The 23,565-nt window shown below is 59.5% G+C and carries 27 protein-coding genes; 16 read left to right on the plus strand and 11 right to left on the minus strand.

Features of this window, described 5'->3' with window-relative positions; genetic code table 11:
• Positions 1 to 95: 95 nt before the first annotated feature.
• From FIU92_RS08505 to FIU92_RS08520, 4 genes are all read left to right on the plus strand, one after another.
• Positions 96 to 1,277, plus strand: coding sequence for an ammonium transporter (locus FIU92_RS08505; RefSeq protein WP_152458157.1), 1,182 nt, complete (start codon positions 96 to 98; stop codon positions 1,275 to 1,277).
• Positions 1,278 to 1,419: 142 nt separating this feature from the next.
• Entirely contained in the window at positions 1,420 to 2,100 is a 681-nt protein-coding gene (locus FIU92_RS08510; protein WP_152458158.1) for an orotate phosphoribosyltransferase, read from the plus strand.
• 225 nt (positions 2,101 to 2,325) lie between these two features.
• The gene (locus FIU92_RS08515; RefSeq protein ID WP_152458159.1) at positions 2,326 to 3,816 is read left to right on the plus strand and encodes a replicative DNA helicase; all 1,491 of its coding nucleotides are present in this window, start codon (positions 2,326 to 2,328) and stop codon (positions 3,814 to 3,816) included.
• 122 nt (positions 3,817 to 3,938) lie between these two features.
• Positions 3,939 to 4,985 (plus strand): Hint domain-containing protein, encoded by a 1,047-nt coding sequence (locus FIU92_RS08520; RefSeq protein ID WP_152458160.1) that lies wholly within the window; start codon positions 3,939 to 3,941, stop codon positions 4,983 to 4,985.
• Between the two features lie 46 nt (positions 4,986 to 5,031).
• Here FIU92_RS08520 and FIU92_RS08525 read toward each other — a convergent pair whose 3' ends face one another.
• Positions 5,032 to 5,571 (minus strand): GNAT family N-acetyltransferase, encoded by a 540-nt coding sequence (locus FIU92_RS08525; RefSeq protein ID WP_152458161.1) that lies wholly within the window; start codon positions 5,569 to 5,571, stop codon positions 5,032 to 5,034.
• A gap of 240 nt (positions 5,572 to 5,811) precedes the next feature.
• Here FIU92_RS08525 and alr point away from each other — a divergent pair, with 240 nt between their 5' ends.
• The 3 genes from alr to FIU92_RS08540 are packed head-to-tail and all read left to right on the plus strand — an operon-like array spanning position 5,812 to position 8,368.
• A complete protein-coding gene (gene alr / locus FIU92_RS08530; protein WP_152458162.1) occupies positions 5,812 to 6,846 on the plus strand; it encodes an alanine racemase in 1,035 nt (344 codons plus the stop codon).
• A complete protein-coding gene (locus FIU92_RS08535; RefSeq protein ID WP_152458163.1) occupies positions 6,843 to 7,625 on the plus strand; it encodes an ABC transporter permease in 783 nt (260 codons plus the stop codon). The genes alr and FIU92_RS08535 overlap by 4 nt, the downstream gene beginning before the upstream one ends.
• Positions 7,622 to 8,368, plus strand: a complete 747-nt coding sequence (locus FIU92_RS08540) for an ABC transporter ATP-binding protein (protein WP_152458164.1) — start codon at positions 7,622 to 7,624, stop codon at positions 8,366 to 8,368. Before FIU92_RS08535 ends, FIU92_RS08540 begins: the two co-directional genes overlap by 4 nt.
• On the opposite strand, the gene FIU92_RS08545 is transcribed toward FIU92_RS08540, so the two are convergent.
• Positions 8,365 to 8,793, minus strand: a complete 429-nt coding sequence (locus FIU92_RS08545) for a thioesterase family protein (protein ID WP_152458165.1) — start codon at positions 8,791 to 8,793, stop codon at positions 8,365 to 8,367. The genes FIU92_RS08540 and FIU92_RS08545 overlap by 4 nt on opposite strands.
• Before the next feature lie 103 nt (positions 8,794 to 8,896).
• On the opposite strand from FIU92_RS08545, the gene FIU92_RS08550 reads away from it, so the two are divergent.
• Positions 8,897 to 9,349 (plus strand): paraquat-inducible protein A, encoded by a 453-nt coding sequence (locus FIU92_RS08550; RefSeq protein ID WP_152458166.1) that lies wholly within the window; start codon positions 8,897 to 8,899, stop codon positions 9,347 to 9,349.
• 181 nt (positions 9,350 to 9,530) lie between these two features.
• On the opposite strand, the gene FIU92_RS22990 is transcribed toward FIU92_RS08550, so the two are convergent.
• Positions 9,531 to 9,680: a hypothetical protein gene (locus FIU92_RS22990; protein ID WP_253284166.1), complete on the minus strand. Its 150-nt coding sequence runs from the start codon at positions 9,678 to 9,680 to the stop codon at positions 9,531 to 9,533.
• Here FIU92_RS22990 and FIU92_RS08555 point away from each other — a divergent pair.
• The 6 genes from FIU92_RS08555 to FIU92_RS08580 all read left to right on the plus strand — a co-directional run bounded on the left by FIU92_RS08555 (position 9,679) and on the right by FIU92_RS08580 (position 15,801).
• Complete coding sequence (locus FIU92_RS08555; RefSeq protein WP_254705369.1) at positions 9,679 to 10,281, plus strand: DNA repair protein; 603 nt, start codon at positions 9,679 to 9,681, stop codon at positions 10,279 to 10,281. The two genes, FIU92_RS22990 and FIU92_RS08555, sit on opposite strands and share 2 nt — an antisense overlap.
• Positions 10,282 to 10,402: 121 nt before the next feature.
• Positions 10,403 to 11,767: a DNA repair protein RadA gene (gene radA, locus FIU92_RS08560; protein WP_152458168.1), complete on the plus strand. Its 1,365-nt coding sequence runs from the start codon at positions 10,403 to 10,405 to the stop codon at positions 11,765 to 11,767.
• A gap of 40 nt (positions 11,768 to 11,807) precedes the next feature.
• The gene (locus FIU92_RS08565) at positions 11,808 to 12,401 is read left to right on the plus strand and encodes a CvpA family protein (RefSeq protein ID WP_152458169.1); all 594 of its coding nucleotides are present in this window, start codon (positions 11,808 to 11,810) and stop codon (positions 12,399 to 12,401) included.
• Between the two features lie 642 nt (positions 12,402 to 13,043).
• A complete protein-coding gene (gene purF, locus FIU92_RS08570) occupies positions 13,044 to 14,567 on the plus strand; it encodes an amidophosphoribosyltransferase (RefSeq protein ID WP_152458170.1) in 1,524 nt (507 codons plus the stop codon).
• A gap of 298 nt (positions 14,568 to 14,865) precedes the next feature.
• Positions 14,866 to 15,114 (plus strand): hypothetical protein, encoded by a 249-nt coding sequence (locus FIU92_RS08575; protein WP_152458171.1) that lies wholly within the window; start codon positions 14,866 to 14,868, stop codon positions 15,112 to 15,114.
• Between the two features lie 42 nt (positions 15,115 to 15,156).
• Complete coding sequence (locus tag FIU92_RS08580; protein WP_152458172.1) at positions 15,157 to 15,801, plus strand: SDR family oxidoreductase; 645 nt, start codon at positions 15,157 to 15,159, stop codon at positions 15,799 to 15,801.
• Between the two features lie 60 nt (positions 15,802 to 15,861).
• On the opposite strand, the gene FIU92_RS08585 is transcribed toward FIU92_RS08580, so the two are convergent.
• From FIU92_RS08585 to FIU92_RS08600, 4 genes are all read right to left on the minus strand, one after another.
• A complete protein-coding gene (locus tag FIU92_RS08585) occupies positions 15,862 to 16,704 on the minus strand; it encodes an ATP-binding protein (protein WP_152458173.1) in 843 nt (280 codons plus the stop codon).
• A 116-nt stretch (positions 16,705 to 16,820) separates the two neighbouring features.
• On the minus strand, positions 16,821 to 17,702 hold the full coding sequence (tatC, locus tag FIU92_RS08590; protein ID WP_152458174.1) for a twin-arginine translocase subunit TatC: 882 nt from the start codon (positions 17,700 to 17,702) through the stop codon (positions 16,821 to 16,823).
• Complete coding sequence (gene tatB, locus FIU92_RS08595) at positions 17,699 to 18,157, minus strand: Sec-independent protein translocase protein TatB (protein WP_152458175.1); 459 nt, start codon at positions 18,155 to 18,157, stop codon at positions 17,699 to 17,701. The genes tatC and tatB overlap by 4 nt, the downstream gene beginning before the upstream one ends.
• A 6-nt stretch (positions 18,158 to 18,163) precedes the next feature.
• Entirely contained in the window at positions 18,164 to 18,379 is a 216-nt protein-coding gene (locus FIU92_RS08600) for a twin-arginine translocase TatA/TatE family subunit (RefSeq protein ID WP_152458176.1), read from the minus strand.
• A gap of 222 nt (positions 18,380 to 18,601) precedes the next feature.
• Between FIU92_RS08600 and FIU92_RS08605 the strand changes: the two genes are divergently transcribed.
• Together FIU92_RS08605 and FIU92_RS08610 are read left to right on the plus strand one after the other, a co-directional pair.
• Positions 18,602 to 18,907, plus strand: a complete 306-nt coding sequence (locus FIU92_RS08605) for a hypothetical protein (RefSeq protein WP_152458177.1) — start codon at positions 18,602 to 18,604, stop codon at positions 18,905 to 18,907.
• Between the two features lie 21 nt (positions 18,908 to 18,928).
• Positions 18,929 to 19,600 carry a YafY family protein gene (locus FIU92_RS08610; protein ID WP_152458178.1) on the plus strand — a complete coding sequence of 224 codons (672 nt, stop codon included), beginning with the start codon at positions 18,929 to 18,931 and terminating at the stop codon, positions 19,598 to 19,600.
• 62 nt (positions 19,601 to 19,662) lie between these two features.
• On the opposite strand, the gene FIU92_RS08615 is transcribed toward FIU92_RS08610, so the two are convergent.
• The 4 genes from FIU92_RS08615 to FIU92_RS08630 all read right to left on the minus strand — a co-directional run bounded on the left by FIU92_RS08615 (position 19,663) and on the right by FIU92_RS08630 (position 23,530).
• Entirely contained in the window at positions 19,663 to 20,829 is a 1,167-nt protein-coding gene (locus FIU92_RS08615; RefSeq protein ID WP_152458179.1) for a peptidoglycan DD-metalloendopeptidase family protein, read from the minus strand.
• Between the two features lie 62 nt (positions 20,830 to 20,891).
• A complete protein-coding gene (locus FIU92_RS08620) occupies positions 20,892 to 21,542 on the minus strand; it encodes a protein-L-isoaspartate(D-aspartate) O-methyltransferase (protein ID WP_152458180.1) in 651 nt (216 codons plus the stop codon).
• A complete protein-coding gene (gene surE, locus FIU92_RS08625; protein ID WP_152458181.1) occupies positions 21,539 to 22,321 on the minus strand; it encodes a 5'/3'-nucleotidase SurE in 783 nt (260 codons plus the stop codon). The genes FIU92_RS08620 and surE overlap by 4 nt, the downstream gene beginning before the upstream one ends.
• A gap of 114 nt (positions 22,322 to 22,435) precedes the next feature.
• Entirely contained in the window at positions 22,436 to 23,530 is a 1,095-nt protein-coding gene (locus FIU92_RS08630) for an ABC transporter ATP-binding protein (RefSeq protein WP_171231521.1), read from the minus strand.
• Positions 23,531 to 23,565: the final 35 nt, after the last annotated feature.

Here is a 23,565-nt window from a genome sequence, read left to right on the forward strand (position 1 = left end):
GACGGTGGCTTGAAACAGCCCACACCGCTCACGCAGCGCCGATCCGTGCCCAGTTTCCACGGATCCGCGCACTCATTCGGAAGGGAGAATGGCCCATGAACGGAGCCGATACAGCCTGGATCATCGTAGCAACCGCGTTGGTCCTTTTCATGACATTGCCAGGCCTCGCCCTGTTCTATGGCGGGCTCGTGCGTGCCCGAAATGTCCTCAGCGTTTTCATGCATTGCTTTGCCATTGCCTGTTTGATGAGCGTCCTGTGGCTGGTCGCGGGGTATTCCATCGCGTTCGGACCCGGTGAAAGCGGGCTTTGGGGTGGTTTGGGCAAGGCCTTTCTCAACGGCGTCGATGTGGACAGCCTTGCCGGAACCCTGCCCGAGATCCTGTTCTTCGCCTTCCAGATGACCTTTGCCATCATAACCCCTGCGTTGATCGTGGGCGCTTATGTCGAACGTGTGGGCTTTGGCTTTGTCCTGACCTTTTCGGCGCTGTGGATGCTGCTTTGCTATGCGCCCGTGGTGCACTGGATCTGGGGTGGCGGGATGCTGGCTGATGGCGGCATTCTGGGCGAGATCGGTGTGCGAGACTTTGCTGGTGGCATCGTGGTGCATGAAACCGCTGGTCTGGCAGCGCTGATTGTCGCGATCATCCTCGGGCCGCGTCGCAACCGCACCACTCCGCCGCACAACCCCGGTTATGTCATGGTCGGCGCCGCAATGCTGTGGGTCGGCTGGTTCGGTTTCAACGGTGGTTCGCAACTGGCCGCCGATGGCGGAGCGGCGATGGCCCTGACCGTCACGCACCTGTCCGCGGCTACGGCATCGCTAAGCTGGGCCCTGTGGGAGCGTATCCGCTTTGGCAAGGCCTCGATGGTCGGTCTGGTCACCGGCACAATCGCGGGTCTGGCCTCGATCACGCCCGCATCGGGTTTCGTCGGTCCGGTTCAGGCCCTGATCATTGGCGCAGTGGCCGGTGTTCTGTGTCAGGAAGCTGTCAGCATCGTGCGTAACAAGCTGAATATCGACGACACGCTGGATGTCTTCGCCGTGCATGGTGTCGGCGGTATTTTCGGCACGCTCATGATCGCCCTGTTTGGCCTTGGAACCTGGACCGCTCAGTTGGGCGGGCTCGTTATCGTGGGTGCCTTTACGGCAGTTGTCACGTTTGTGTTGGTCAAACTGGTTGCACAGATCACACCACTTCGCGTAGACGCCGAGACCGAGACAAATGGCCTCGACCTCTCGGTACATGGCGAGCGGGCCTATGACATGAGCAGTTAAGCCCACCTTGGCTGCCCATAGCCCGTATGGGCAAAAGCGGACCTCTTGGGGGTCCGCTTTTCTTTTGCCCAATCCCTCTCGACTCCGGCCCAAGGGTCGGGCTATCAGCCCGCAACGTGTTTTCAGCCCCGAGGTTTGCGCCATGATCCCCAGTTCTTTTCCCGACAGCACCGAAATCGCCCGCCTGACTGCACGGATGCTGCTGGAGATCAAGGCCGTGCATTTCAACTCGCGGGAACCTTTCACGCTGGCCAGCGGGTTGCCCAGCCCGACCTATATCGACTGCCGCAAACTGATCTCGTATCCGCGCATCCGCTCGACCCTGATGGATTTCCTGACCGTCACGGTGATGCGGGATGCTGGCTTTGAGGCATTCGACAACATCGCAGGCGGGGAAACGGCGGGCATCCCCTTTGCCGCCATGGTCGCCGAGCGCATGGCTCTGCCCATGACCTACGTGCGCAAGAAACCTAAGGGCTATGGCCGCAACGCCCGAATCGAGGGGGCGATGAGCGAAGGTGAGCGTGTGTTGCTGGTTGAAGACCTGACCACTGATGGCGGCTCGAAACTGTCCTTTGTCGATGCGATCCGCGAAACCGGTGCCACCTGCGGGCACACCGCCGTCATCTTCTACTACGGCATCTTCCCCGAAACCGAGAAAACGCTGGGTGATCATGGCGTCAAGCTGCACTCGCTCTGCACATGGTGGGATGTTCTGGCCGAGGCCAAGGCACAGAAAGCCTTTGATCAGGAAACACTTGAGGGTGTCGAAGCTTTCCTGAACGACCCGCGCGGATGGCAAGAGGCCAATAAACCAGCGTAAACCTATTGTGGAAGGATTGGGGATAAACCCGAAAGAATCGGGCAGCTCGCCACGATATGTGGTGACTTTTCCGACAATTCCTACATAATAAGCGATGCATATGCAGGCATCCAAGCGGTCTGGAAAGTTATCCCTAGGCTTTACCCCAAGTTAGTCACAGGTATTTCCAGATAGCTTGCGGTGACGTTTCGCGTGTAGAACCTCGGAACGGGCAGCGGGGACAAAATGAACGAGATCAGCAGTATCGAGCAGGCAGCGGCACAGATTCAGAACGCCGAAACCATGCCGCATTCCATTGAGGCCGAACAACAGCTTCTGGGTGCGATCCTGACCAATAACGACCTGTACGATCGGGTCGCCTCGATCATCGGGGCTGAGCATTTCTACGATCCGGTCCATGCCCGTATCTACGAGGTGGCCTCGGCCCGCATTGCAAAGAACGCGCTTGCCTCGCCCGTGACGCTCAAATCATTCATGGCCGAGGATGAGGGCCTGAAAGAACTGGGCGGTCCTGCTTATCTGGTCAAACTGGCCGGCGCTTCGATCAGCGCATTCGCAGTGCACGACTATGCCCAGATGATCTATGACCTCGCCATCCGGCGCGAGCTGATCCGGCTGGGCCGCGACATCTCGGACAAGGCGGCGCGGGTCGATGTCTCGAGCGAGCCGAAAGAACAGATCGTCGAGGCCGAGCAGCAGCTGTATCAGTTGTCCGAGCAGGGCCAGACCGAGCAAGGCTTCCAATCCTTCCTCAAGGCGGTTACCGAAGCCGTCAACGTCACCAACGAGGCCTACCAGCGCGGCGGCGGAATGGCAGGAATTTCCACCGGCCTGGCCGATCTGGACAAGCAATTGGGTGGGTTGCACCCGTCCGACCTGATTATTCTGGCCGGGCGTCCATCCATGGGTAAAACCTCGCTGGCGACCAACATCGCCTTCAACGTTGCCAAGGCCTACAAGCGCGGCACAAAGCCCGACGGCAGCGAAGGCGCGATTGATGGCGGCGTTGTTGGCTTCTTCTCACTCGAGATGAGCGCGGAACAGCTTGCGGGCCGGGTTCTGGCGGAAGCCTCGGAGATCTCCAGCCACAAAATCCGTCAGGGCGACATGACCGAGGCCGAGTTCCGTCGATTTGTGGATGCGGCCAAAGAGTTGGAAGCCTGCCCACTGTTTATTGACGACACCCCTGCCTTGCCGATCTCGCAACTTGCCGCCCGGGCACGTCGGTTGAAACGAACGCACGGGCTGGACTTGCTGGTCATCGACTATCTACAGCTCTGCCGCGGCATGGCCGACAACCGGGTGAACGAAATCGCTGAGATTTCGATGGGCATGAAAGCCATCGCCAAGGAACTGAACATCCCGGTCATTGCGCTTTCACAGCTGTCGCGGCAGGTGGAAAACCGCGACGATAAGCGCCCGCAGCTGTCCGACCTGCGCGAATCCGGCTCGATTGAGCAGGACGCCGACGTTGTGATGTTTGTGTTCCGCGAGGAATACTACAAAGAGCGCGAAAAGCCCGGCGATCACGAGTTGGAAAAGATGGAAGAGTGGAAGCAGGCGATGGAACGTCTGCACGGCAAGGCCGAAGTCATTGTCGGCAAACAGCGTCACGGACCCATCGGTACGGTCGAGTTGTCGTTCGAAGCCCAATTCACCCGCTTTGGCAATCTGGTCAAACCCTGGCAACAGGGTGGTGAAATCGAGGGTTATTGATCGCGGACAGAACACCTGCCCCAGATATGAAACGCCAAGCCCTTTGGTGTTTTTCCTGCCCGGTGTTAACGTGACGGTGACGTTCAACCCAACGCGCCAAACCCGCCCGGAGACCCACTGATTTGCCCGCGATCATATCGGAAATAAGATATCGCAACGGCCCGAACTTTGCTCCGGACGGAGATTTCATTGAAATCCGGGTTCCGACCGGAACCGACGTCACCGGCTTGCAGGTCGATGTTTACAACCCCAATGGCTCGGTGCGCAGTTCGACGGATGTCGACAACGGAACGATGACCACCGTGGGCGGGTTCGACTATTACGTGATTTCGGCGCGCATCAACCGGTTTGGGGCGGTCTCACTTTCGGACAATGGTTCGGTTCTCAGCTTTGTATCCTTCGACTCGCAGGTAACTGCGACACAGGGGCCGGCCAGTGGCCAAACCTCGACCCAGATCGGCAGCAACGGCACGGACGATACCGCGTCTCTGTCATCGAAGGACGGGGTCAACTTTGTTGAGGATCCCAATCCCAGCCCCGGCGCCCCCTGTTTTGTTTCGGACACCCTGATCCTGACGGACCGTGGCGAAATCAGCGTTCAGGATATCCGCCCCGGTGACAAAGTGATGACGACCGAAGGCAGCGCGGCCACCGTTCGGCTTGTTCTGTCCCGGTCATTGCGCCAGGCCGATCTGTTGAAATCACCCGAACTGCGCCCAGTCCGCATTACGGCCGGCGCCCTGGGTCACGGCCTGCCCCGCCGAGACCTGACGGTTTCGCGACAGCACCGAATGCTGGTCCGATCGGACATCGCGCAGCGCATGTTCGACACAAGAGACGTTTTGGTCTCGGCCATCCGGCTGACAGACCTGCCGGGCGTTTACGTGGATTACGATGCGACGCAGGTGGTTTATCATCACGTTGTCTGTGACCGTCACGTGGTTCTTTTTGCCGAAGGCGCGCCAAGTGAAAGCCTGTTCACCGGCCCCGAAGCCCTCAAATCCCTTCCGCCCGAAGCGTTGCACGAGCTGTTGCAGATTTTTCCCGATCTCGACTGCAATATGGATATGGACCCTGCCTTCTATATCCCCAGCGGCAGGCGACAGAAAAAGCTGGTGGCCCGACATGTCCGAAACAGCAAGGCGATCATAGATGAGGCTCTGTTCTAGGCTGTGGAACCAAGGCCATCGACCAAAGCGAAAAAACCGATCCCGCCTACCACAGCAATGGATTGTTCAGCGCGGAAACGCATCGCGACGGGCCTTTCAGCGGTTTCAGGTCAAAACCGTCCAGCGCCTGTCCCAACCAGCCGTGCGGATGGCTGAGTTTCAGCGGTGGCTGGGCAGTATCCTCGGTGATCTGCACAAAACCCGTTTTGCAATAATAGGCCGGGTCGCCATAGGTCAGTGCCACATCCACACCTGCAGCCCGCAAGCGATCCAGACCATAGGAAATTAGCGCCTGTCCAATACCTGTTTTTTGCCTGCCCGTTTGCACGGCCATCGGCGAGAGTATGAACACATTGCGCGTATCCTGCGAAAACGTCATCCGGGAAAAGATGGCACAGCCAAGCAGCTCGTGATCGTGTTGAGCCGTGCACACCAGGATATCTTCAGGCGGCGTGCTGTTGAGCAATTCACGTGCGAATGCACCTATTGCCGCCCCTTCCTCTGGCCCTTCCGATGCGAAAAAAACGTCTGCAAAAAGACGGATGATCTCTGACGGGTCCCGGGTCAAACCGGTAGAAAAATCCATGGCTCCCTCATGAGTTGACGCTGCGCCCGGTCTTTGCCGGAACCGAACGATCCGGTTCCCAGGATCGCTTTAACGTTGATGTGAAGACAATCCCCAAAACCTGCAACCATGGCGGAATGCTGCCATTTCTTCTGGTTTTATGGTGTTTTCCGTAACAACAGACCAAACACCAACATAAACCGACAGGTAAATGCGCCATTCCCTCTTGACCTTGGACGGCGCAATGTCATGAACAGTGCCATGAGTACTGCACGTTTGACGATCAATCTTCAGGCGCTCGCCAGGAATTGGCGGGCGCTCGACGCGAAAACCGGGGTCGAAACCGGCGCCGTGGTCAAGGCCGATGCCTATGGGCTGGGTGCCGGGCCCGTCAGCGATACGCTGGCCGAGGAAGGCGTTCGCAAGTTTTTTGTGGCGGCCGCAGAAGAAGGCGCCGCTGTCCGCAATGCGGTCGGCCCCGGCCCGATGATCTTTGTCTTTTCCGGCCATATGGAGGGCGACACAGACCTTCTGCGCGCCAACGACCTGACGCCGCTGATCAACTCGGGCGAGCAGTATCAGCGCCATATGGAGGCCCTGCCCGACCATCCCTTTGGCATTCAGCTGGACAGTGGCATGAACCGGCTGGGGCTGGAACCCGCCGACTGGGCCGAACTGCGCCAAAGGGCCGAGGCCCTGAACCCAGCCGTTGTCATGTCTCATCTGGCCTGCTCGGACGAGCCGGACCATCCGATGAACCGGCAGCAGCTGAAAACCTTCCGCGAGATGACCGACGGTATCGCCGCGCCGCGTTCTCTGGCTGCGACCGGCGGTTTGCTTTTGGGGCCCGAGTTCCATTTCGATTTCTGCCGCCCGGGCATCGGCCTGTATGGCGGCCTGCCCTTTGCGGATGCCAAACCCGTTGTCACCGTCGACCTGCCTGTCATTCAGGTGCGCAGATTGGCCGTGGGCGAAACCGTTGGTTACGGCAACAGTTGGGTAGCGCGCCGGCCGTCCCGTATCGCCACCGTCGCGGCCGGGTATGCGGACGGCCTGCATCGCGCCATCGGGGGCGGCATCGACGCCTTCGCTGGCAATCAGCCCTGCCCGGTTGTTGGCCGTATCTCGATGGACCTGATCACGGTGGATGTCACCGACCTGCCCAAAGACCCGGAACGCCTGCGTATCTTGAATGGCCATCAGACCGTCGATGATCTGGCCGAAGCTGCCGGGACAATTGGCTATGAAATCCTCACATCAATGGGCAATCGCTATTCGCGGGGCTATGTGGAATGAACCCGCTCACCGCGCTCGGAGGTCTGGGCCGCACAGTTCTTAGCCTGCTTGCGGCCTTTGGCCGGGTGGCACTGTTCGCGCTTGATGCGATTTCGCACATTCTGCGCCCCCCCTTCTATCCGCGCGAATTTGGCATGGCCCTGCTGAACATCGGCTGGCTGTCTCTGCCGGTCGTCGGCCTGACCGCGATTTTCACCGGCGGTGCGCTGGCGTTGCAGATCTACGCCGGCGGCGCGCGTTTCAACGCCGAAGCCGTGGTGCCCCAGATCGTCGCCATCGGCATGGTGCGAGAGCTCGGCCCGGTTCTGGTCGGCCTGATGATTGCCGCCCGCGTGACATCCTCGATCGCGGCCGAGATCGCCACGATGAAAGTGACCGAACAGATCGACGCGCTGGTCACGCTGTCCACGCATCCGATGAAATACCTCACCGCCCCGCGGGTTCTGGCCGCCCTGATCACAGTGCCGGCTTTGGTGGCAGTGGGTGACATCATCGGAATTGCCGGGGGCTACACCGTGGCCACGCAAAACCTGGGCTTCAACCCGGCCGCCTATCTGAAAAACACGGTGGATTTCCTTGAAACACGCGACATCGTCTCGTCGCTGGTCAAAGGCGCGGCTTTTGGCCTGATCGCGGCGATCATGGGCTGTTACTACGGCATGAATTCCGGCCGTGGCGCACAAGGCGTGGGCCGCGCCACCAAAGGCTCGGTCGAGGCCGCGGCGGTGTTGATCCTGGCCGCAAACTTCGTTCTCACAGGGGTATTCTTCTCGCTATGATCCGGATGGAGAACGTACATAAGGCCTTTGGCGACAACCACGTGCTGCAAGGCATGAACCTTGAGATCCCCAAGGGCACCTCGATGGTCATCATCGGCGGCTCGGGCACCGGAAAATCGGTCGCGTTGAAATGCATTCTGGGCCTGATCAAGCCCGACAGCGGCATGATCTATGTGGACGGCAAAGACGCCAGCAAGGGCGACCGAGATGCCTTTCTGGCCCGGTTCGGAATGCTGTTTCAGGGCGCGGCGCTGTTTGATTCACTGACCGTCTGGCAGAACGTCGCCTTCCGCCTGCTGCGTGGTTCTCTGAAACGTCCCACTGAGGAAGCCCGCGAAATCGCCATCGAAAAACTGCGCCGCGTGGGCCTGAAATCCGACGTGGCCGACCGCTTTCCGGCCGAGTTGTCAGGCGGGATGCAAAAACGTGTGGGCCTTGCCCGCGCCATCGCCGCCGAGCCCGAGATCATCTTTTTCGACGAACCCACCACCGGCCTCGACCCGATCATGTCCGGAGTCATCAACGATCTGATCCGCGAAATCGTGACCGAGATGGGTGCCACCGCGATGACCATCACCCACGACATGAGTTCCGTCCGCGCGATTGCCGACAACGTCGCCATGTTGCACGGCGGCGTCATCCAGTGGACCGGCCCGGTCAGCCAGATGGATGCGTCGGGTGATCCCTACGTGGAGCAGTTCATCAGCGGGAGCGCAGAAGGGCCGATTGAGGCGGTGCGTTAATCTTCGCTCTTTGCCAGCCACTTTGCCGAGCGTTCGATAACGTCCTGAGGAATAGCTTCGGCGCGTCTTGTCTGCAGGTTGAGCAAGACGCATTTAAAAACGGTCGAAAAGGTCGTTTCACCGTCCATCACTCGAACTAACTTGTGGCTGAAAGTCATGGACTTCGTTCCTACTTTCAGGATTTCGCTTTCCATTTGGATCGCCTCGCCGGCACTCAATTCCGCAAGGAAATTGCTTTCTGCATGGACCACCGCAAAGGATAGCTTTCTTCCCGACCGCATGTCTTCGGACGTCAGCCCCAACTCTGCCTGCAACGCAAAAACGGAATCCGAACATGCCGCAAAATACTTGGACACGTTCATATGCCCCAGAAAATCACAGTCCGATGGATCGACAATTGACTTGAAGGCCACAAAACCCGACATCGTTCCCCCCCCGTCTAAAAATAACTCAGTGGCGAGTGCTGGTATAAGGTAACCATATCAAATCATCGCCGCAAATTTCGAAATCTTACCTAGACGCCCAGTCATGCCCCTCCGCCTCGCCACCCTTTCCCTCCTGATCCTCTACCCCATCGCATGGTTCGCCCCGCTGATGCGTGCGGGGTTCCTGCCGATTTTCGGCCTCAGCGAAATCAGCGTCATCACCGGGCTGCAATCCCTGTGGAAATCCGACGTCTTCCTTGCACTGATCGTCACCATCTTCGCCCTCTTCGCGCCGTACATCAAAACCATCGGCACCGCGCTGATCCAATGGAATCTTCTGGATGCCCGCGTCCAACCCGCGCTCAATATCCTTGGCAAACTGGCCATGGCCGACATCTTCCTGATCGCGCTTTACATCACATTGGCCAAGGGCATCTCATACGCCACCGTTGAGACCGCATGGGGTCTCTACCTGTTCACGGCCTGCATTTTGGCGTCGATCGTGCTTGGCCATATTACAGAGATGACATCCACTTCACGAAAAGCTCAGACCTAATTGATTGAAAACACAAATCTAAGTATCATCTTTATATTTCGAGCAGCAGTGTTTTGTAGTTTTCGGGTCCGCAGCGGATCGTACGCAATCGTTTGATTACCTTCCGCTTTGGCCCGGTGTGTACCGGTTTGAGAAGGAGTTCGACGATCATGGCCGCCCTCCACAGTATTACATTGCAATTTCAGAATGCCTTTTTAAGACTGACTTTTTTCCTGATCTGTTTGGCGGCCTTGTCAGCCGTTTCAGCCACACTGTTATCCGCTTTTGGCGTATTGCCCTGGCTCTCGATGCAGGCCGGATTTGGCGAGGCACCGGCAAAGGATGCCGGCATGTTAATCCAGATTGGCCTGACAGCGCTGATTCTCATGCTGGCGTTTTACCTGCCGGCAAATGCCCGAATGATGGCGCTGGAAAACAACCACCGCAAATTTGCGCTCAATATGCATGACATCGCGGACGCGTATCAAATGGCCCATGCCGCCGATCGCGGCGGGCTGTTCGTGATGTCGTCCGAGTTTGACGCCGTCAAGGAACGTATGGGGTTTCTGCGCCAGCACCCCGACCTGCAATCGCTCGAGCCCGAGATCCTGGAACTGGCCGCGCAGATGAGCCAGATCAGTCAGGAACTGGCCCGGACCTATGGCGATGCGCAGGTCGAACGCGCACGGATGTTCCTGCAACAGCGACAGGAAGAGATCGAACTGTTTCAACAGCGTCTGGAAGAGGCGCAGGTCATCCAGAACGAATTGCGCCAGTGGACGCGCGATGTGGAAATGGAAGAGACGATCGCCAGGTCGCAACTTACCCGCCTGCGGGATGAGTTGTTCGAGCTTCTGCCCGAATTGTCGACCCAACTGCACACACCGCGCAACAACGGCTCCTCAAAGGCGTCCAGCGTGGTTGCAATGTCGCCCCTTCGACCGGCGGAATAGGCGCGCCAGCGCCCGCTTCGGGCGATGGCCCAACCGGACCTGAGGCCGCAGCGCGCCATCGGCGGTGAGGAAAGCCCGCAAGGGCTTGAAGAACCGCCCAAGCTCGGGCACCAAGTGCGTCATGGCAAAGACGACATCCTTCTCCTGCTCGGCCTGCGGTGCGACGCATACACGATGGTCCGGACGCTGCGACGGTTGCGGCGAATGGAACACCATTGTTCAGGACGCGCCCATATCGACTGGCCCGGCCAGAAAATCCCTCGGCGGCAAACGCGGCCAGTCCATCGCACTCACGGATTTGTCCACCGAGGAAACACCGCCGCCCCGCACCCTCTGCGGGGTCGAGGAGCTGGACCGCGTCTTGGGCGGCGGGCTGGTCCCGGCCTCCGCCCTTTTGGTGGGCGGAGACCCCGGCATCGGGAAATCCACCCTGCTGCTGCAAGCCGCAGCGCGTTTCGCGCGTGCGGGCGTGAAGACCATCTATGTCTCGGGCGAAGAAGCCAGCGCACAGGTTCGTATGCGCGCCCGCCGTCTTGGGCTTGAGGACGCCCCCGTTCAACTTGCTGCCGAAACCAACCTGCGCGACATCCTCACGACGCTGGAGGCCGAAAAACCGGGCCTGGCCATCATCGATTCGATTCAGACGATGTGGGCGGACAATGTCGACAGCGCACCCGGTTCCGTGTCACAAGTCCGGGCTGCGGCCCATGAACTGACCACGTTTGCGAAACGGCACGGTGTTTCGATCATCATGGTTGGCCACGTCACCAAGGAAGGCCAGATCGCGGGCCCTCGTGTGGTCGAGCACATGGTTGACACCGTCCTGTATTTCGAGGGCGAGCGCGGCCACCAGTTCCGCATCCTGCGCGCGGTCAAGAACCGCTTTGGGCCAGCGGACGAAATCGGCGTATTCGAGATGACCGGCAAGGGTCTGGCGCAAGTGACCAACCCCTCGGCCCTGTTCCTGTCCGAACGTGGCAGGCCAAGCCCCGGCTCTGCTGTTTTTGCGGGCATTGAAGGCACCCGTCCCGTGCTGGTCGAATTGCAGGCTCTGGTCGCACCCTCGCCCCACTCACAGCCCCGCCGCACCGTTGTTGGGTGGGACAGCGGGCGGTTGGCAATGATCCTTGCGGTGCTCGAGGCCCGCTGCGGCATTCCTTTTGCCGGGCTCGACGTCTATCTCAACGTTGCCGGAGGTCTGAAAGTCAGCGAACCCGCCGCCGATCTGGCTGTGGCTGCCGCCCTTCTCAGTGCCCGAGAAGACACAGCATTGCCCGCCGACACGGTCGTATTCGGAGAAATCTCGCTGTCCGGGGCACTTAGACCGGCCCCACAGACCGAAAACAGGTTGAAAGAAGCGCAAAAACTTGGTTTCACGGCGGCAATTGCTCCGGCTGGTGGCAAAACCGGCACTGTGGCAGGTCTGACACTCACCCGACCCTCTGATTTGGTGGGGTTTGTTGGCGAAACCTTCGGAGCAGGTTAAAGTCGCGCCCCGAGGGGCAGAAAAAGAACAGGCGAGGGCCATGGAAGGTTTTACAATAATTGACGGGGTCGTCGCCCTGATCATCGTGCTGTCGGGCTTGCTGGCCTACTCACGTGGCTTCATGCGCGAGGTTCTGGCCATTGCGGGCTGGGTCGCGGCGGCCGTTCTGGCATTCATCTTTGCCCCACAGGCTGTACCGCTGGTCAAAGAAATCCCGGTGGTCGGAGATTTCCTGCGCGACAGCTGTGAACTTTCGGTGATCACCGGCTTTGCAGCCGTCTTTGCCTTGGCTTTGATTGTGGTCAGCATCTTCACACCGCTGTTTTCATCGCTGGTGCAGCGCTCGGCTTTGGGCGGCCTGGATCAGGCGCTGGGGCTGTTCTTCGGCATCGCGCGCGGTATTCTGCTGGTTGCAATCGCCTTCTTTGTCTATGACACGGTCATGACCGGCCAGTCCTATACAATCGTGGACGAAAGCCGCTCGGCCAAAGTGTTCGAGCAGTTCAGCAGCCAGATTGAAGAGCAAAACCCCGAAGCCGCTCTGGGTTGGGTGACTGCACAATACGAGGAACTGGTTGCCAGCTGCACGGCAGGAAACGAACAACCCGAAACCACGGCACCAGCTGACGGGTAAACTCAAGGTGCATTGCATGATGAAAGCCCGGCACTATCCGGGCTTTTTCTATTCAAACGTACCCTTCCCCGCCACAAACCGTACAGCGGATCGTTTTCAGCCCGAAACACCCGTCGCACCGGCTGGAGATCGGTTTGCCAAGAATATCCCGGCTTTTGACAACTTCGCCCGCCCCGTTGCAGATCTGACAGGGCGCCCGGCCCATTCCCCGGCACCTGTGGCACCGTTGTTTGATCCGCTCCTGCTTCTTTTGAGGTTTATGTTGCCACATTCCGGCCCTTTGCGTGCTTCACCCATCCTGATTTGCACATATCAATTGGCATGACAGCACATATGATTGCACATGTCATCTCCTTCCTGAACTTGCCCCGATCCGCGAAATCCCGACCTGCGGCAATAGGTGAGTGTGATCCTTTGATGACAGCCACGCCATTAGGCATTATGTGGAGGCCAACCCGCCACGGAATCGGAGCCACCGATCTTGTTCTTTCTGTTCGAATGCGCGCTGGTCGTTGTGATGGTCGCCCTATTAGCGTCGTTGTCACCTGCCACCAAACCGACCGCACGCGCCTTGCAGAGGATCCGAAGCCGAACGGCGGTCAACCCTCTGGTCAAATCGTCATAGAAGTTGGAGCCCCGTAAATGTGTGGGATTTTGGGAATCGCAAGCCGGACACATGATGTGTTTGCCGAAATCTATGACGGGCTGCTGATGTTGCAGCACCGGGGTCAGGATGCCTCAGGGATCGTGACCTACAACGGCGAGTTCTTCCGCGAAAAGAAGGCCAACGGTCTGGTCAAGGATGTGTTCAACGCCCAGGATGCAGAAACCCTGTTGGGTCGTGTGGGCATGGGGCATGTGCGCTATCCGACGGCGGGGTCCCTCAGCGCGGCCGAAGCGCAACCCTTTTTCGTGAACGCCCCTTACGGCATCTATCTGGTTCACAACGGCAACATCACCAACACCGCTGAGCAGCGCGAAAAGGTTACCGGCAAATACAGCCGGCACCTGCGCACCACGTCAGACTCTGAAATCCTTCTGAACGTCTTGGCCGACAAAGTGGCGGACGCGATCAAGGTGAATGGCAACGGCGAACCCATCCGCAATCTGTTTGCCGGTGTGAAGATGACGATGGAACGCGTTCAGGGCGCCTATTCCGTGATCTGTCTGGTCGCGGGTGTCGGTATGCTGGCCTTCCGCGATCCGTTTGGCATTCGCCCACTTTCGGTCGCCAAACGCGAAGTGGACGGAGACGGTGATGATTATGCCTTTGCCTCGGAAGACGTGGCCTTTGGCATCAACGGCTTTGAAAAGCTGCGTGATCTTCGCCCGGGTGAGGCGATCCTGATCGATCTGGACGGCAACATGCACGAGTATCAGGCGGTCGAAGGCAAGCTGACGCCCTGCATATTCGAGTACGTCTACCTGGCGCGCCCGGATTCTTTGCTGGACGGTGTTTCGGTTTACAAAACGCAGATGCGCATGGGCCAGACGCTGGCGAAACAAATTCAAGACTCGGGGTTGGAAATCGATCGGATCATACCGGTGCCCGACAGCGCCCGCCCCGTGGCTCTGGAAGCCGCAAAGATCACCGGCATCCCCTATCGCGAAGGGCTGGTGAAAAACCGCTATGTCGGGCGTACGTTCATCATGCCGGGTCAGGCGGAACGGCAGAAATCCGTCCGCCGCAAGCTGAATGCCGTGCCGCTGGAATTCGACGGCCACAGTGTTCTGCTGATCGACGATTCCATCGTACGGGGCAACACCATCAAGAAGATCGTTCAGATGTGCCGCGATGCCGGGGCCAAGAAGGTCTATGTCGCCAGCGCATCGCCGCCGGTGAAATACCCCAATGTCTATGGTATAGACATGCCCACCAAGGCCGAGCTGATCGCGAACGGCAAGGAAATCGAAGAGATCCGCGAAGAACTGGGGGCCGACGCCCTGTTCTATCAGCACCTGGAAGATCTGATCTGGGCCGCCAAGGAAGGTAATCCCGAGATCGAAGCCTTCGACTGTTCCTGTTTTGACGGCAAATACATCACGGGCAGCGTCAGCGAAGGTTATCTGGACAATCTGGAGAACAGCAGCCGTGTCAGCCAGAAGCGCGCCGACATGCAGGTTCCGGGCGGGTCCTGGAATGCGGCGAAACTGGCCTCGGGCTGAGCGGACGAAACGGGACTGACACAATCGGTTTTCCGTTCTAAAAAGCGAATCAAAACGGCGGATCATCCCGGCCGTTCGATAGCTTTCGACCGGCCTGATTGCTGTCATGTGATGTGAATGAGTGGAAATCTGCCACAACCAGTCGGCGAATTCCACGCAATCACAAGGGCTTTTTTCAAGGGCGCCAAATCGCGATGACACCTGTCCGTGCAGCGCTTTTGTTCGCTTGAACGTTTTGCTATCTGGCCGCGACCACTCACTCAAAAAGGGGTCCGGGTCACGCCCCGGACCGCGGATCATGTCAAACGCCAAAGTCCAAAGCGCGGCCACACAGCGGGGCGCGCTGAAGAAGAATTCCGTCTCGGTTCTGGGCGTATTCGGGCCGAAAGCGGATATGCGCGCCCTGATGCGCCTGTCATCAGGCCGCGTGAAAGAAGTAAAACCCGGAAGCCGCGTTGCCTCGGGCACAGTTATCGCGATTGATGAGCATGGCATAATGCTGCGACAAAGCGGCCAGACCAGACGTATCGCCATCCCTGGCGGCTGATCACATCTTGACGCCCCGCGCGCGGGGGTTCAAACCGCAGGCATGACCGATACGACCAAAATCGCCCTGATAACCGGGGCCTCGCGCGGGCTGGGCGCTGCCCTGGCCGAAGCGCTGGCGCCCGAATACCACATCGTCGCCGTCGCCCGGACCACCGGCGGGCTGGAAGAACTGGACGATCGCATCAAGGCCAAGGGTGGCTCTGCCACGCTGGCACCGATGGACATCACCGATCCGAACGCGATGGCAACCCTGTGCCGCGGGATCCATGACCGTTGGGGCAAGGTGGATTTGTGGCTGCATACGGCCGTTCACACCTCGGCGCTGACGCCGGTACATTTCGTCGACCCCAAGGAATGGACCAAGGCAGTCAACACGAATGCAAACGCAACCTCGGTTCTGATCCCATATGTCTCGCCCCTGCTGGGTGAAAACGGCCACGCGGTGTTTTTCGATGACCCGAAAGCCGGTCAGAAGTTCTATGGCATCTATGGTGCCACCAAGGCCGCGCAAATGGCCTTGGCCCGCAGTTGGGCGGCCGAGACCGAACGCACCGGTCCGCGCGTTTCGATCGTGGAACCAGCACCGATGCCGACCGCCGTGCGTGCCCGGTTCCACCCGGGCGAAGATCGCGATGCACTGACGAGCACCGCAGATGAAGCTGCGCGGATCCTGGCGCTGCTTTAGGAAATGGCCCTGACGGGCCATGCCTCCGGCGGGGATATTTTTGGCCAGATGAAGCTGGGATCAGGCGATATGAACGCCGTTGCGCCCGGCCAGATCGACGAAGAACTGCCACGCGACACGGCCTGAACGCGATCCGCGCGTGGCCTGCCATTCAATTGCTTCGGCGCGCAGGATTTCGGCATCGACCGAAACGCCATAGGCGGCACAATAGCGGTCGATCATGGCAAAATATTCGTCCTGATCGCAGGGGTGGAATCCCAGCCACAAACCGAAGCGGTCGGACAATGATACCTTTTCCTCGACCGCCTCTGACGGGTTGATGGCGCTGGAACGTTCGTTTTCAATCATGTCCCGCGGCATCAGGTGGCGACGGTTCGAGGTCGCGTAGAACACCACGTTTTCCGGGCGACCTTCAATACCGCCATCCAGAACGGCCTTGAGCGATTTGTAATGCTGGTCATCGTGACTGAACGAGAGGTCGTCGCAAAACAGGATGAACCGATAAGGCGCCGCGCGCAGGTGGTTCAGCAGACGCGCGACCGAGCCCATATCCTCGCGCTGTAGCTCCACAAGCTTCAGGTCAGGATGATCTGCGCTCAGCGTGCCGTGGACAGCCTTTACAAGGCTGGATTTGCCCATCCCGCGCGCGCCCCACAACAGTGCATTGTTTGCCTTGTAGCCGGCCGCGAAGCGGCGGGTGTTGTCAAGTAACGTGTCGCGCGACCGATTGATGCCGACCAGCAGATCCAGATCGACGCGATTGACCTGTTCAACCGGCTCCAAGCGTTCCGGTTCCACATGCCAGACAAAGGCCGGGGCCGCATTGAAATCCGGTGTGGCCAAAGGCGCCGGCGCCATGCGCTCCAACGCGGCAGCAATACGGTTCAGGGCTTGGTCGTCCATCGGCTCCTCCGGTCAGATACGGATCGGTTCAAAGCATGTTCTGATTGGCGCAACAAGGCCCGCGAACGAGAAAGGCGCGCCCAAACGGGGCGCGCCTCGGCTGTTGTTTCAGCCGGTTACTTGTCGTCTTCGAATTCCCGCATCAGATCTTCGTCCGCTTCGGCTTCTTCATCGTCATAATAGCCGTCGGCTCGCAACTGCTCTTCTCGCTTCCTTTCAACCCGGGCAACCAGGAAGATCGAAATCTCGTAGAGGCCATAGACCACGACAAAAAGGATAATCTGCGTGATCACGTCAGGAGGCGTCACTATCGCCGCCAGCACCAGAATGCCGACCACAGCATATTTGCGCACGGCCCCCAGACCCTCGGCGCTGACCAGACCTGCCTTGCCCATGAGGGTCAGAAGAACCGGCAATTGGAAGCACAGCCCAAAGGCCACGATGAACTTGATCGTGAGGTTCAGGTATTCCTGTGCCGAGCCCTGAAACACCACGCTCAGCGGCGCGGCCGTCGCGCCATCAGCCACGGCTTCGCCTTCAGCGCCGAATTGCTGGAACCCAAGGAAAAAGTCATAAGCCAGGGGCGTGACGACATAGAAGGCAAAGCTCGCGCCCAGAAGGAACATGAAGGGCGAGGCCAGCATGAAAGGCAGAAACGCATTCTTTTCCGACTTGTAGAGGCCCGGAGCCACAAAGCGCCACATCTGCATCCCGATATAGGGAAACGCCAGAATGAAGCCCCCCAAAAGCGAGACCTTGATCGCGACAAAGAACCCTTCCTGCGGCGAGATGAAGATCAGGCCGCAATCCTGTCCGCGCTCGGTCAGGACCTCACACAAAGGGTTGGTCAAAAAATTGAAGATCGGCGTGGCCACCGTAAAGCAGATGATCATCCCGACCAGAAAAGCCAAGACGCAGTGGATCAACCGTGTACGCAGCTCGGCTAGGTGCTCGATCAATGGGGCCGAGGTATCTTCGATCTCGTCGGTCTTGGTCATGTTTCGCCTTCAGTCTTCAGCGCCGCTTCGGCTTCTTCGGCCTTGGCCAGGGCCTCGGCAGCTTCCTTGGCCTTGCGCTCGGCGGCAGCGCGGGCCGTTGAGGCCTGAATTTTCTTGGCCTGTTCGGCTCGCTCGGCTGCCAGTTTGCCGGTTTCGCTGTCAGGATCGAACTTGGTGGGATCCATGCTTTTTGCCATATCCTGCGCGGCTTGTTTCACGCCGTCCATGGCCGAGCCAACCGGATTCGCGGCGGCGTTGAGACCTTTCTTGATCTCGTTCACACCGGCCTGATCGGCGGCCTCGTTCATGGCGCTGCTGAATTCGCGTGCCATGCCACGGGCCTTGCCGACAAATCGCCCGACATTGCGGAACAAAACCGGCAGGTCCTTCGGCCCGACGACGATCAGGGCGACAATGCCGATGACCAGAAGTTCGGTCCAGCCCAGATCAAACATCTGCGCTTACGCCTTGTCTTTCTCGGTTTCAGGCGTCACGTCCTTGGCCAGTTCCGACGCGTCCTGTTCCAGTTCTTCCGAACCGTCCTTCACGCCCTTCTTGAACGCGGTGATGCCTTTGCCGACTTCGCCCATCAGCGAGCTGATCTTGCCGCGACCAAACAGAACCAGAACCACAACGGCGATCAGCAGAAGACCGGGAAGGCCAATATTGTTCAGCATCTCATTTCTCCTTTTTCATCGGCGCCCTTGTGCGCCGGGAATATGAACTGGGTCCGTGTTTACGCCCCCAGGCCCTGTCCCAAAAGGGATCCGGCACAGATTGAGGGCGAAAATTGACCTCATCTGCAAAAAACTATGGGCTCGCATTTTCCAACTGACAGGTTTATGTCAGTTGGAAGTGGCTAGAACGATGGCATCGAAACCTGGTCAACGGAGACTCACATGACCCATGTTGCTGAAATCGTCACCTTCACTCTTGCCAACGGCACCACCCCTGAAGAGTTCGTAAAGCTCAGCAAGGCATCCGAAGCCTTTGTTCGCAGCGCACCTGGCTTTGCCCATCGACAGCTCAGCCAGGGCGCAGACGGCCGCTGGACCGACTATGTTGTCTGGGCGGACATGAAGGCCGCGCAGGACGCTGCGGCGCAGTTCCCGCAACAGGAATGTGCAGCAGGCATGATGGCGGCCATCAACCCTGAAAGCGTTCAGATGCGCCATGAGGCCGTACTGTGGAACATGATTGCCTAGGCGCGGTCCGGACGGCGTGTCATGCGCCGAACTGACCGCCTGTTCGATATCATCCAGATCCTGCGCGACGGCAAACTGCACCGCGCGAAGGACATCGCGGACCAGCTGGAAGTGTCGGTCCGTACCATCTATCGCGACATGGACACTCTGGTCGCCTCGGGCGTTCCGGTCGAAGGAGAGCGCGGCGTGGGTTACATGGTGCGAGAGCAGATCACCCTGCCGCCGCTGAATCTGACCCCAGCCGAGCTTGAGGCCCTGAACCTCGGCATGGCGATCGTGGCCGAGGCCGCAGATACAGACCTGAAAGCCGCCGCGAACTCTTTGGCAGACAAGATCGATGCCGTTCTGCCCACACAGGTTGTGGCCGAAGCCGATAGCTGGAAATTCGCGGTCTACCCTTTTGCAGATGCAGCCCGCGGGCTTGCACATATGGCTCCGATCCGCGCGGCCATCAAATCACGCCAAAAGCTTCGGCTGTCCTACCGCCGCATTGACGGCGTTCTGACTGAACGCACAATCCGTCCGCTTCACATGGAGTACTGGGGCCGCGTCTGGACGCTCACAGCATGGTGCGAATTGCGAAACGGTTTCCGTGTCTTCCGAGTCGACCTGATCGAATCCGTCTCGCCACTGCCAGAGATCTTCGCGGACGAACCCGGCAAACGCCTGAGCGACTACGATCCAAACGCCTGACGCACTTCATCTTTTCAAAAATACTCCCGCCGGAGGCATGGCCCGAAACGGGCCATACACCCTCACTTCAAGTATGGGTCCGGATCCACTGATTCAAACCCTTTGCGCACCTCGAAATGCACATAGGCATCGTCTCCGCCCCTCAATTGCGCCAGCTTTTGTCCACGGCGCACACGATCCCCTTTCTTGACGGTGATGTCATCAACATTGGCATAGACCGTCAGAAGATCGTTTTTGTGTTTAACCACGATGATCGGAACCTGATCCGCGTCCGCGGTAATCGCCGCTACGGTTCCGGCCTCAGCCGCGGTGACGGCTGTGCCGGGGGCCGCAGCGATGTCGATACCTTCGTTCTTGCCCTTTTTGTAGCCGCGGATAATGGTGCCGCTGACCGGCAGGGACAGGGCCGTAGATCGCGTGTTTGTCGGGGCTTCGGCAGTCACATCAGGGGCTTCAGCGCGCGGCGCGACCTTTTCGTCGGGCAAGGGCTGCGTGGCACTTGGAGGCGTCGGCGTCGGCGACCCCTGCCCCGGCTCCGTTACCTCGGTGGCCGCAACCGGTGCCGCTGCAGCAGCGCTTTGACGTGGCGCGGACTGGTTCTTGACCGGGATCAACAGAAACTGACCTTCACGCACGGTGAAGTCGGACCCCAAGCCGTTCCATTCCGCCAGCGATTCCACCGGCACCTGATAGAGGCGCGAGATCGTGTAAGCCGTTTCGCCGCGCTTGACCTTGTGGCGGACAGGTTCCGGCCCGCTTGCGACGGGCGCCGGGGCTGGCTTGGCAGGCTCCAGCGTCGTTGTCCGGACGCCCCCCGTTTCAGGGGCCTGATCAATGGCGGCTCCGGCAACTGATGCGATATCTACGCCACTGCCTGCACCTACCGAACGCGGCAAGGCGAGAACTTCGCCCTCTCGCAGGGTATCGGTCGTCTGAAGGCCGTTGAACCGAGACAGCTCACCCTCGGGCAGGCCGACACGCGCGGCCACATCGCGCACCGTGTCGCCCCGTCGGGCCACGACAACCTGGTAGTTCGGATAGGTTATCACCCCCCGGCTGTCGGGCGACGGGCGCGACGTTGTTGCCGACTGCACTGCATCAGTGGTCGAAAATCCGCCGACCTGACCGCGCAGGTCATAATCCAGTGGCCCTTCACACCCGGCCAGAATGGCCAGAGCGGCCACTCCGGTCGCGCAGCGACGCATAGCTGATTTGGATACTGCACTCATAATTCTGTCCTCAACGCCTGCCCCTGTTGTCCGGGGTTTCGACGACCAATTTATCAAGCCTGTTACGCCTCGTCCTTGCCAAGCCCCTCAAGCAGAGGCACGAAACGGACCGACGTCAATTCTTCATAGTCCAGACCGGCCTCGGTGCGCGTTACTTTGATCAACTGCTGCACCGTGTCCGACTGACCCACGGGTAAAACCATAATACCCCCGATTTTCAGCTGCGCCAAGAGCGGTCCCGGAGGGTCTTCGGCCGCGGCCGTCACGATGATCCGATCAAACGGAGCCTGTTCCGGCAAGCCAAAGGATCCATCCGACAACATGGCCGTGATATTCGTAAGCCCCAGATCGGCAAAAAGCTTCCCTGTCTCGCTGACCAGCCGCCGATGGCGTTCGACCGTATAGACCCTGCGCGCCAGTTTCGACAGGATTGCGGCCTGGTAACCTGACCCGGTTCCGATCTCTAGCACGGTATCGCGCGGCCGAACGTCCAGCGCCTGCGTCATGAGACCAACGACCGACGGCTGACTGATCGTCTGACCGCAGGAGATCGGCAATGGCATGTCCTCGTAAGCGCGATCTGCGAACAGGCCGGTGACAAAGCGGCCCCGATCAACCTGTTCCATTGCCTCCAGAACGCGCGCATCCGTGACCCCCCGTTTGCGCAGGGCAAACAGGAACTGCATCACGGTTTCCGGGTCCAGTCCGCTCATTCGACCGCCTTCAATGCCTCCAGCATGTCATATGCGGTCAAGTCGGCGCGCATCGGTGTGACCGAGATATAGCCTTCCAGATTGACCGCAGCATCCGTTCCCGGCGCAGTCGGGTTATGCTGATAGCCCCCCTTGATCCACAGGAACCGCCGCCCCGAGGGCGAGCTGTGCGGTTCGACCGAAAAATGCGTGTCGCGCCGGAAACCCTGCGCGGCAACGCGCGTACCTCGCACTTCATCTGCCGGGACAGGTGGGAAATTCACGTTGTAAAACAGGCGGTAATCGCCCTGCTCGGCCGGGGTTGCACCCAAAATACGCCGGACCAGATCGGCCCCGAACCGCGCGGCAGCCTCGAACGGGTCGTCCAGCCCCAGATTTCGCGGGCCGAAATACTGTGACAGAGCAATCGCAGGAACACCTTGCAGCGCCGCTTCCATCGCGCCGCCGATCGTGCCCGAATAAAGCGTGTTCTCGGCCGAGTTGTTGCCCCGGTTCACGCCGGACAGGACCAGATCCGGCGGGCTGTCTGACATCACGTCATGCAGCCCCGCCAATACACAATCCGCAGGCGACCCCTCCGCCGCATAACGCCGTTCTCCCAACTTGGCGATCATCGTGGGATGGGTATAGCTGATGCAATGCCCGACACCCGATTGTTCAAAGGCGGGCGCGACCACCCAGACCTCACCATCCGGACCTGCCAGTTCGGCAGCGATCGCCTCCAGCGTGATCAAGCCCGGAGCGTTGATCCCGTCATCATTGGTCAGAAGAATACGCATGTGCCCGATTTACCCCCGCGTTTGGCCCTTGATAGACCCAGCCCCGCGATGCGGCAAGCGACGCGACCCTGCAATCTGAGGCTTTCGCGCACCACTTGCACGGAAATCGCGAGGTTAACTCTGCGCCTCGGGGAAAACGAAACATTTGTCACGGCGAATGGTCAGCCACATGACACGGCCCGGATTGGGCACAAAGACATTCGGGACCGTCGCCCTGAGGATCGAGCCGTCGTAGTCCATGCGAAACTCGACCAGGCTTTCGTTTCCCAGAAAACGCGCACGCTCGACCACGCCCCGCGCGGCAACGCCATCGGTCGCGGTCGGCAGCGGGCCCTTGCCGTTGCGGTCGAAATCCAGTTTGACATGCTGGGGGCGAAATACGATCTCGACATCCGTTCCATCCGGAATACCCGGCGCCAGAAACTGGCCGAACGGCGTGTCTGCCAGCGCTCCGTTCACCTGCGCCCGCAACACGTTGACATCACTGAAAAAGGCCACGGCCGCCTTGTCCGCCGGCCGGGTATAGACATTGTATGGCGCGCCCTGCTGGACGATCTTGCCGCGCCGCATCAGCGCGATCTCATCCGCCATCCGCATCGCCTCTTCCGGTTCATGTGTAACCAGCAGAACGGCCGCATCCTCTTCCTTGAGAATGGACAGCGTCTCATCCCGAATACCGTCGCGCAGACGGTTGTCGAGGCCCGAAAAGGGCTCGTCCATCAGCATGATCCGGGGCCGTGGCGCCAAAGCGCGGGCTAGGGCCACACGTTGTTGCTCGCCGCCCGACAGCTGATGTGGGAACCCGTCGATGAACCGCATCAGGTCCACTTTGCGCAAAAGCTCTTCGACCCGGGCTCGTTTTTCGTCCTTGCTGCCTTTCAGGCCAAAGGCCACGTTGTTGGCCACGCTCAAATGAGGAAACAGCGCAAAGTCCTGAAACATCAACCCGATCTCGCGCCGCTCTGGGGGCACCCGAAACACGGTGTCGCAGATCAGTTTGCCATCGACGTAGATCTCGCCCGAGTCTTGCATCTCGACCCCGGCGATCATGCGCAGGGTGGTGGATTTCCCGCAACCTGACGGCCCCAGCAAACACGTCACCTTGCCGGCCTGCACGGTCAATGAAACGTCATCCACAACAACCCGCCCCTCGAACCGGCGAATAATGTTGCGAATTTCCAGACGCGGAGGAGTTGCGTTTCCTGTCACCGATGGACCCCATTGCCTTTCCCGATCAAATCCAT

Source organism: Ruegeria sp. THAF33, from assembly GCF_009363615.1.
Classification (GTDB): Bacteria; Pseudomonadota; Alphaproteobacteria; order Rhodobacterales; family Rhodobacteraceae; genus Ruegeria.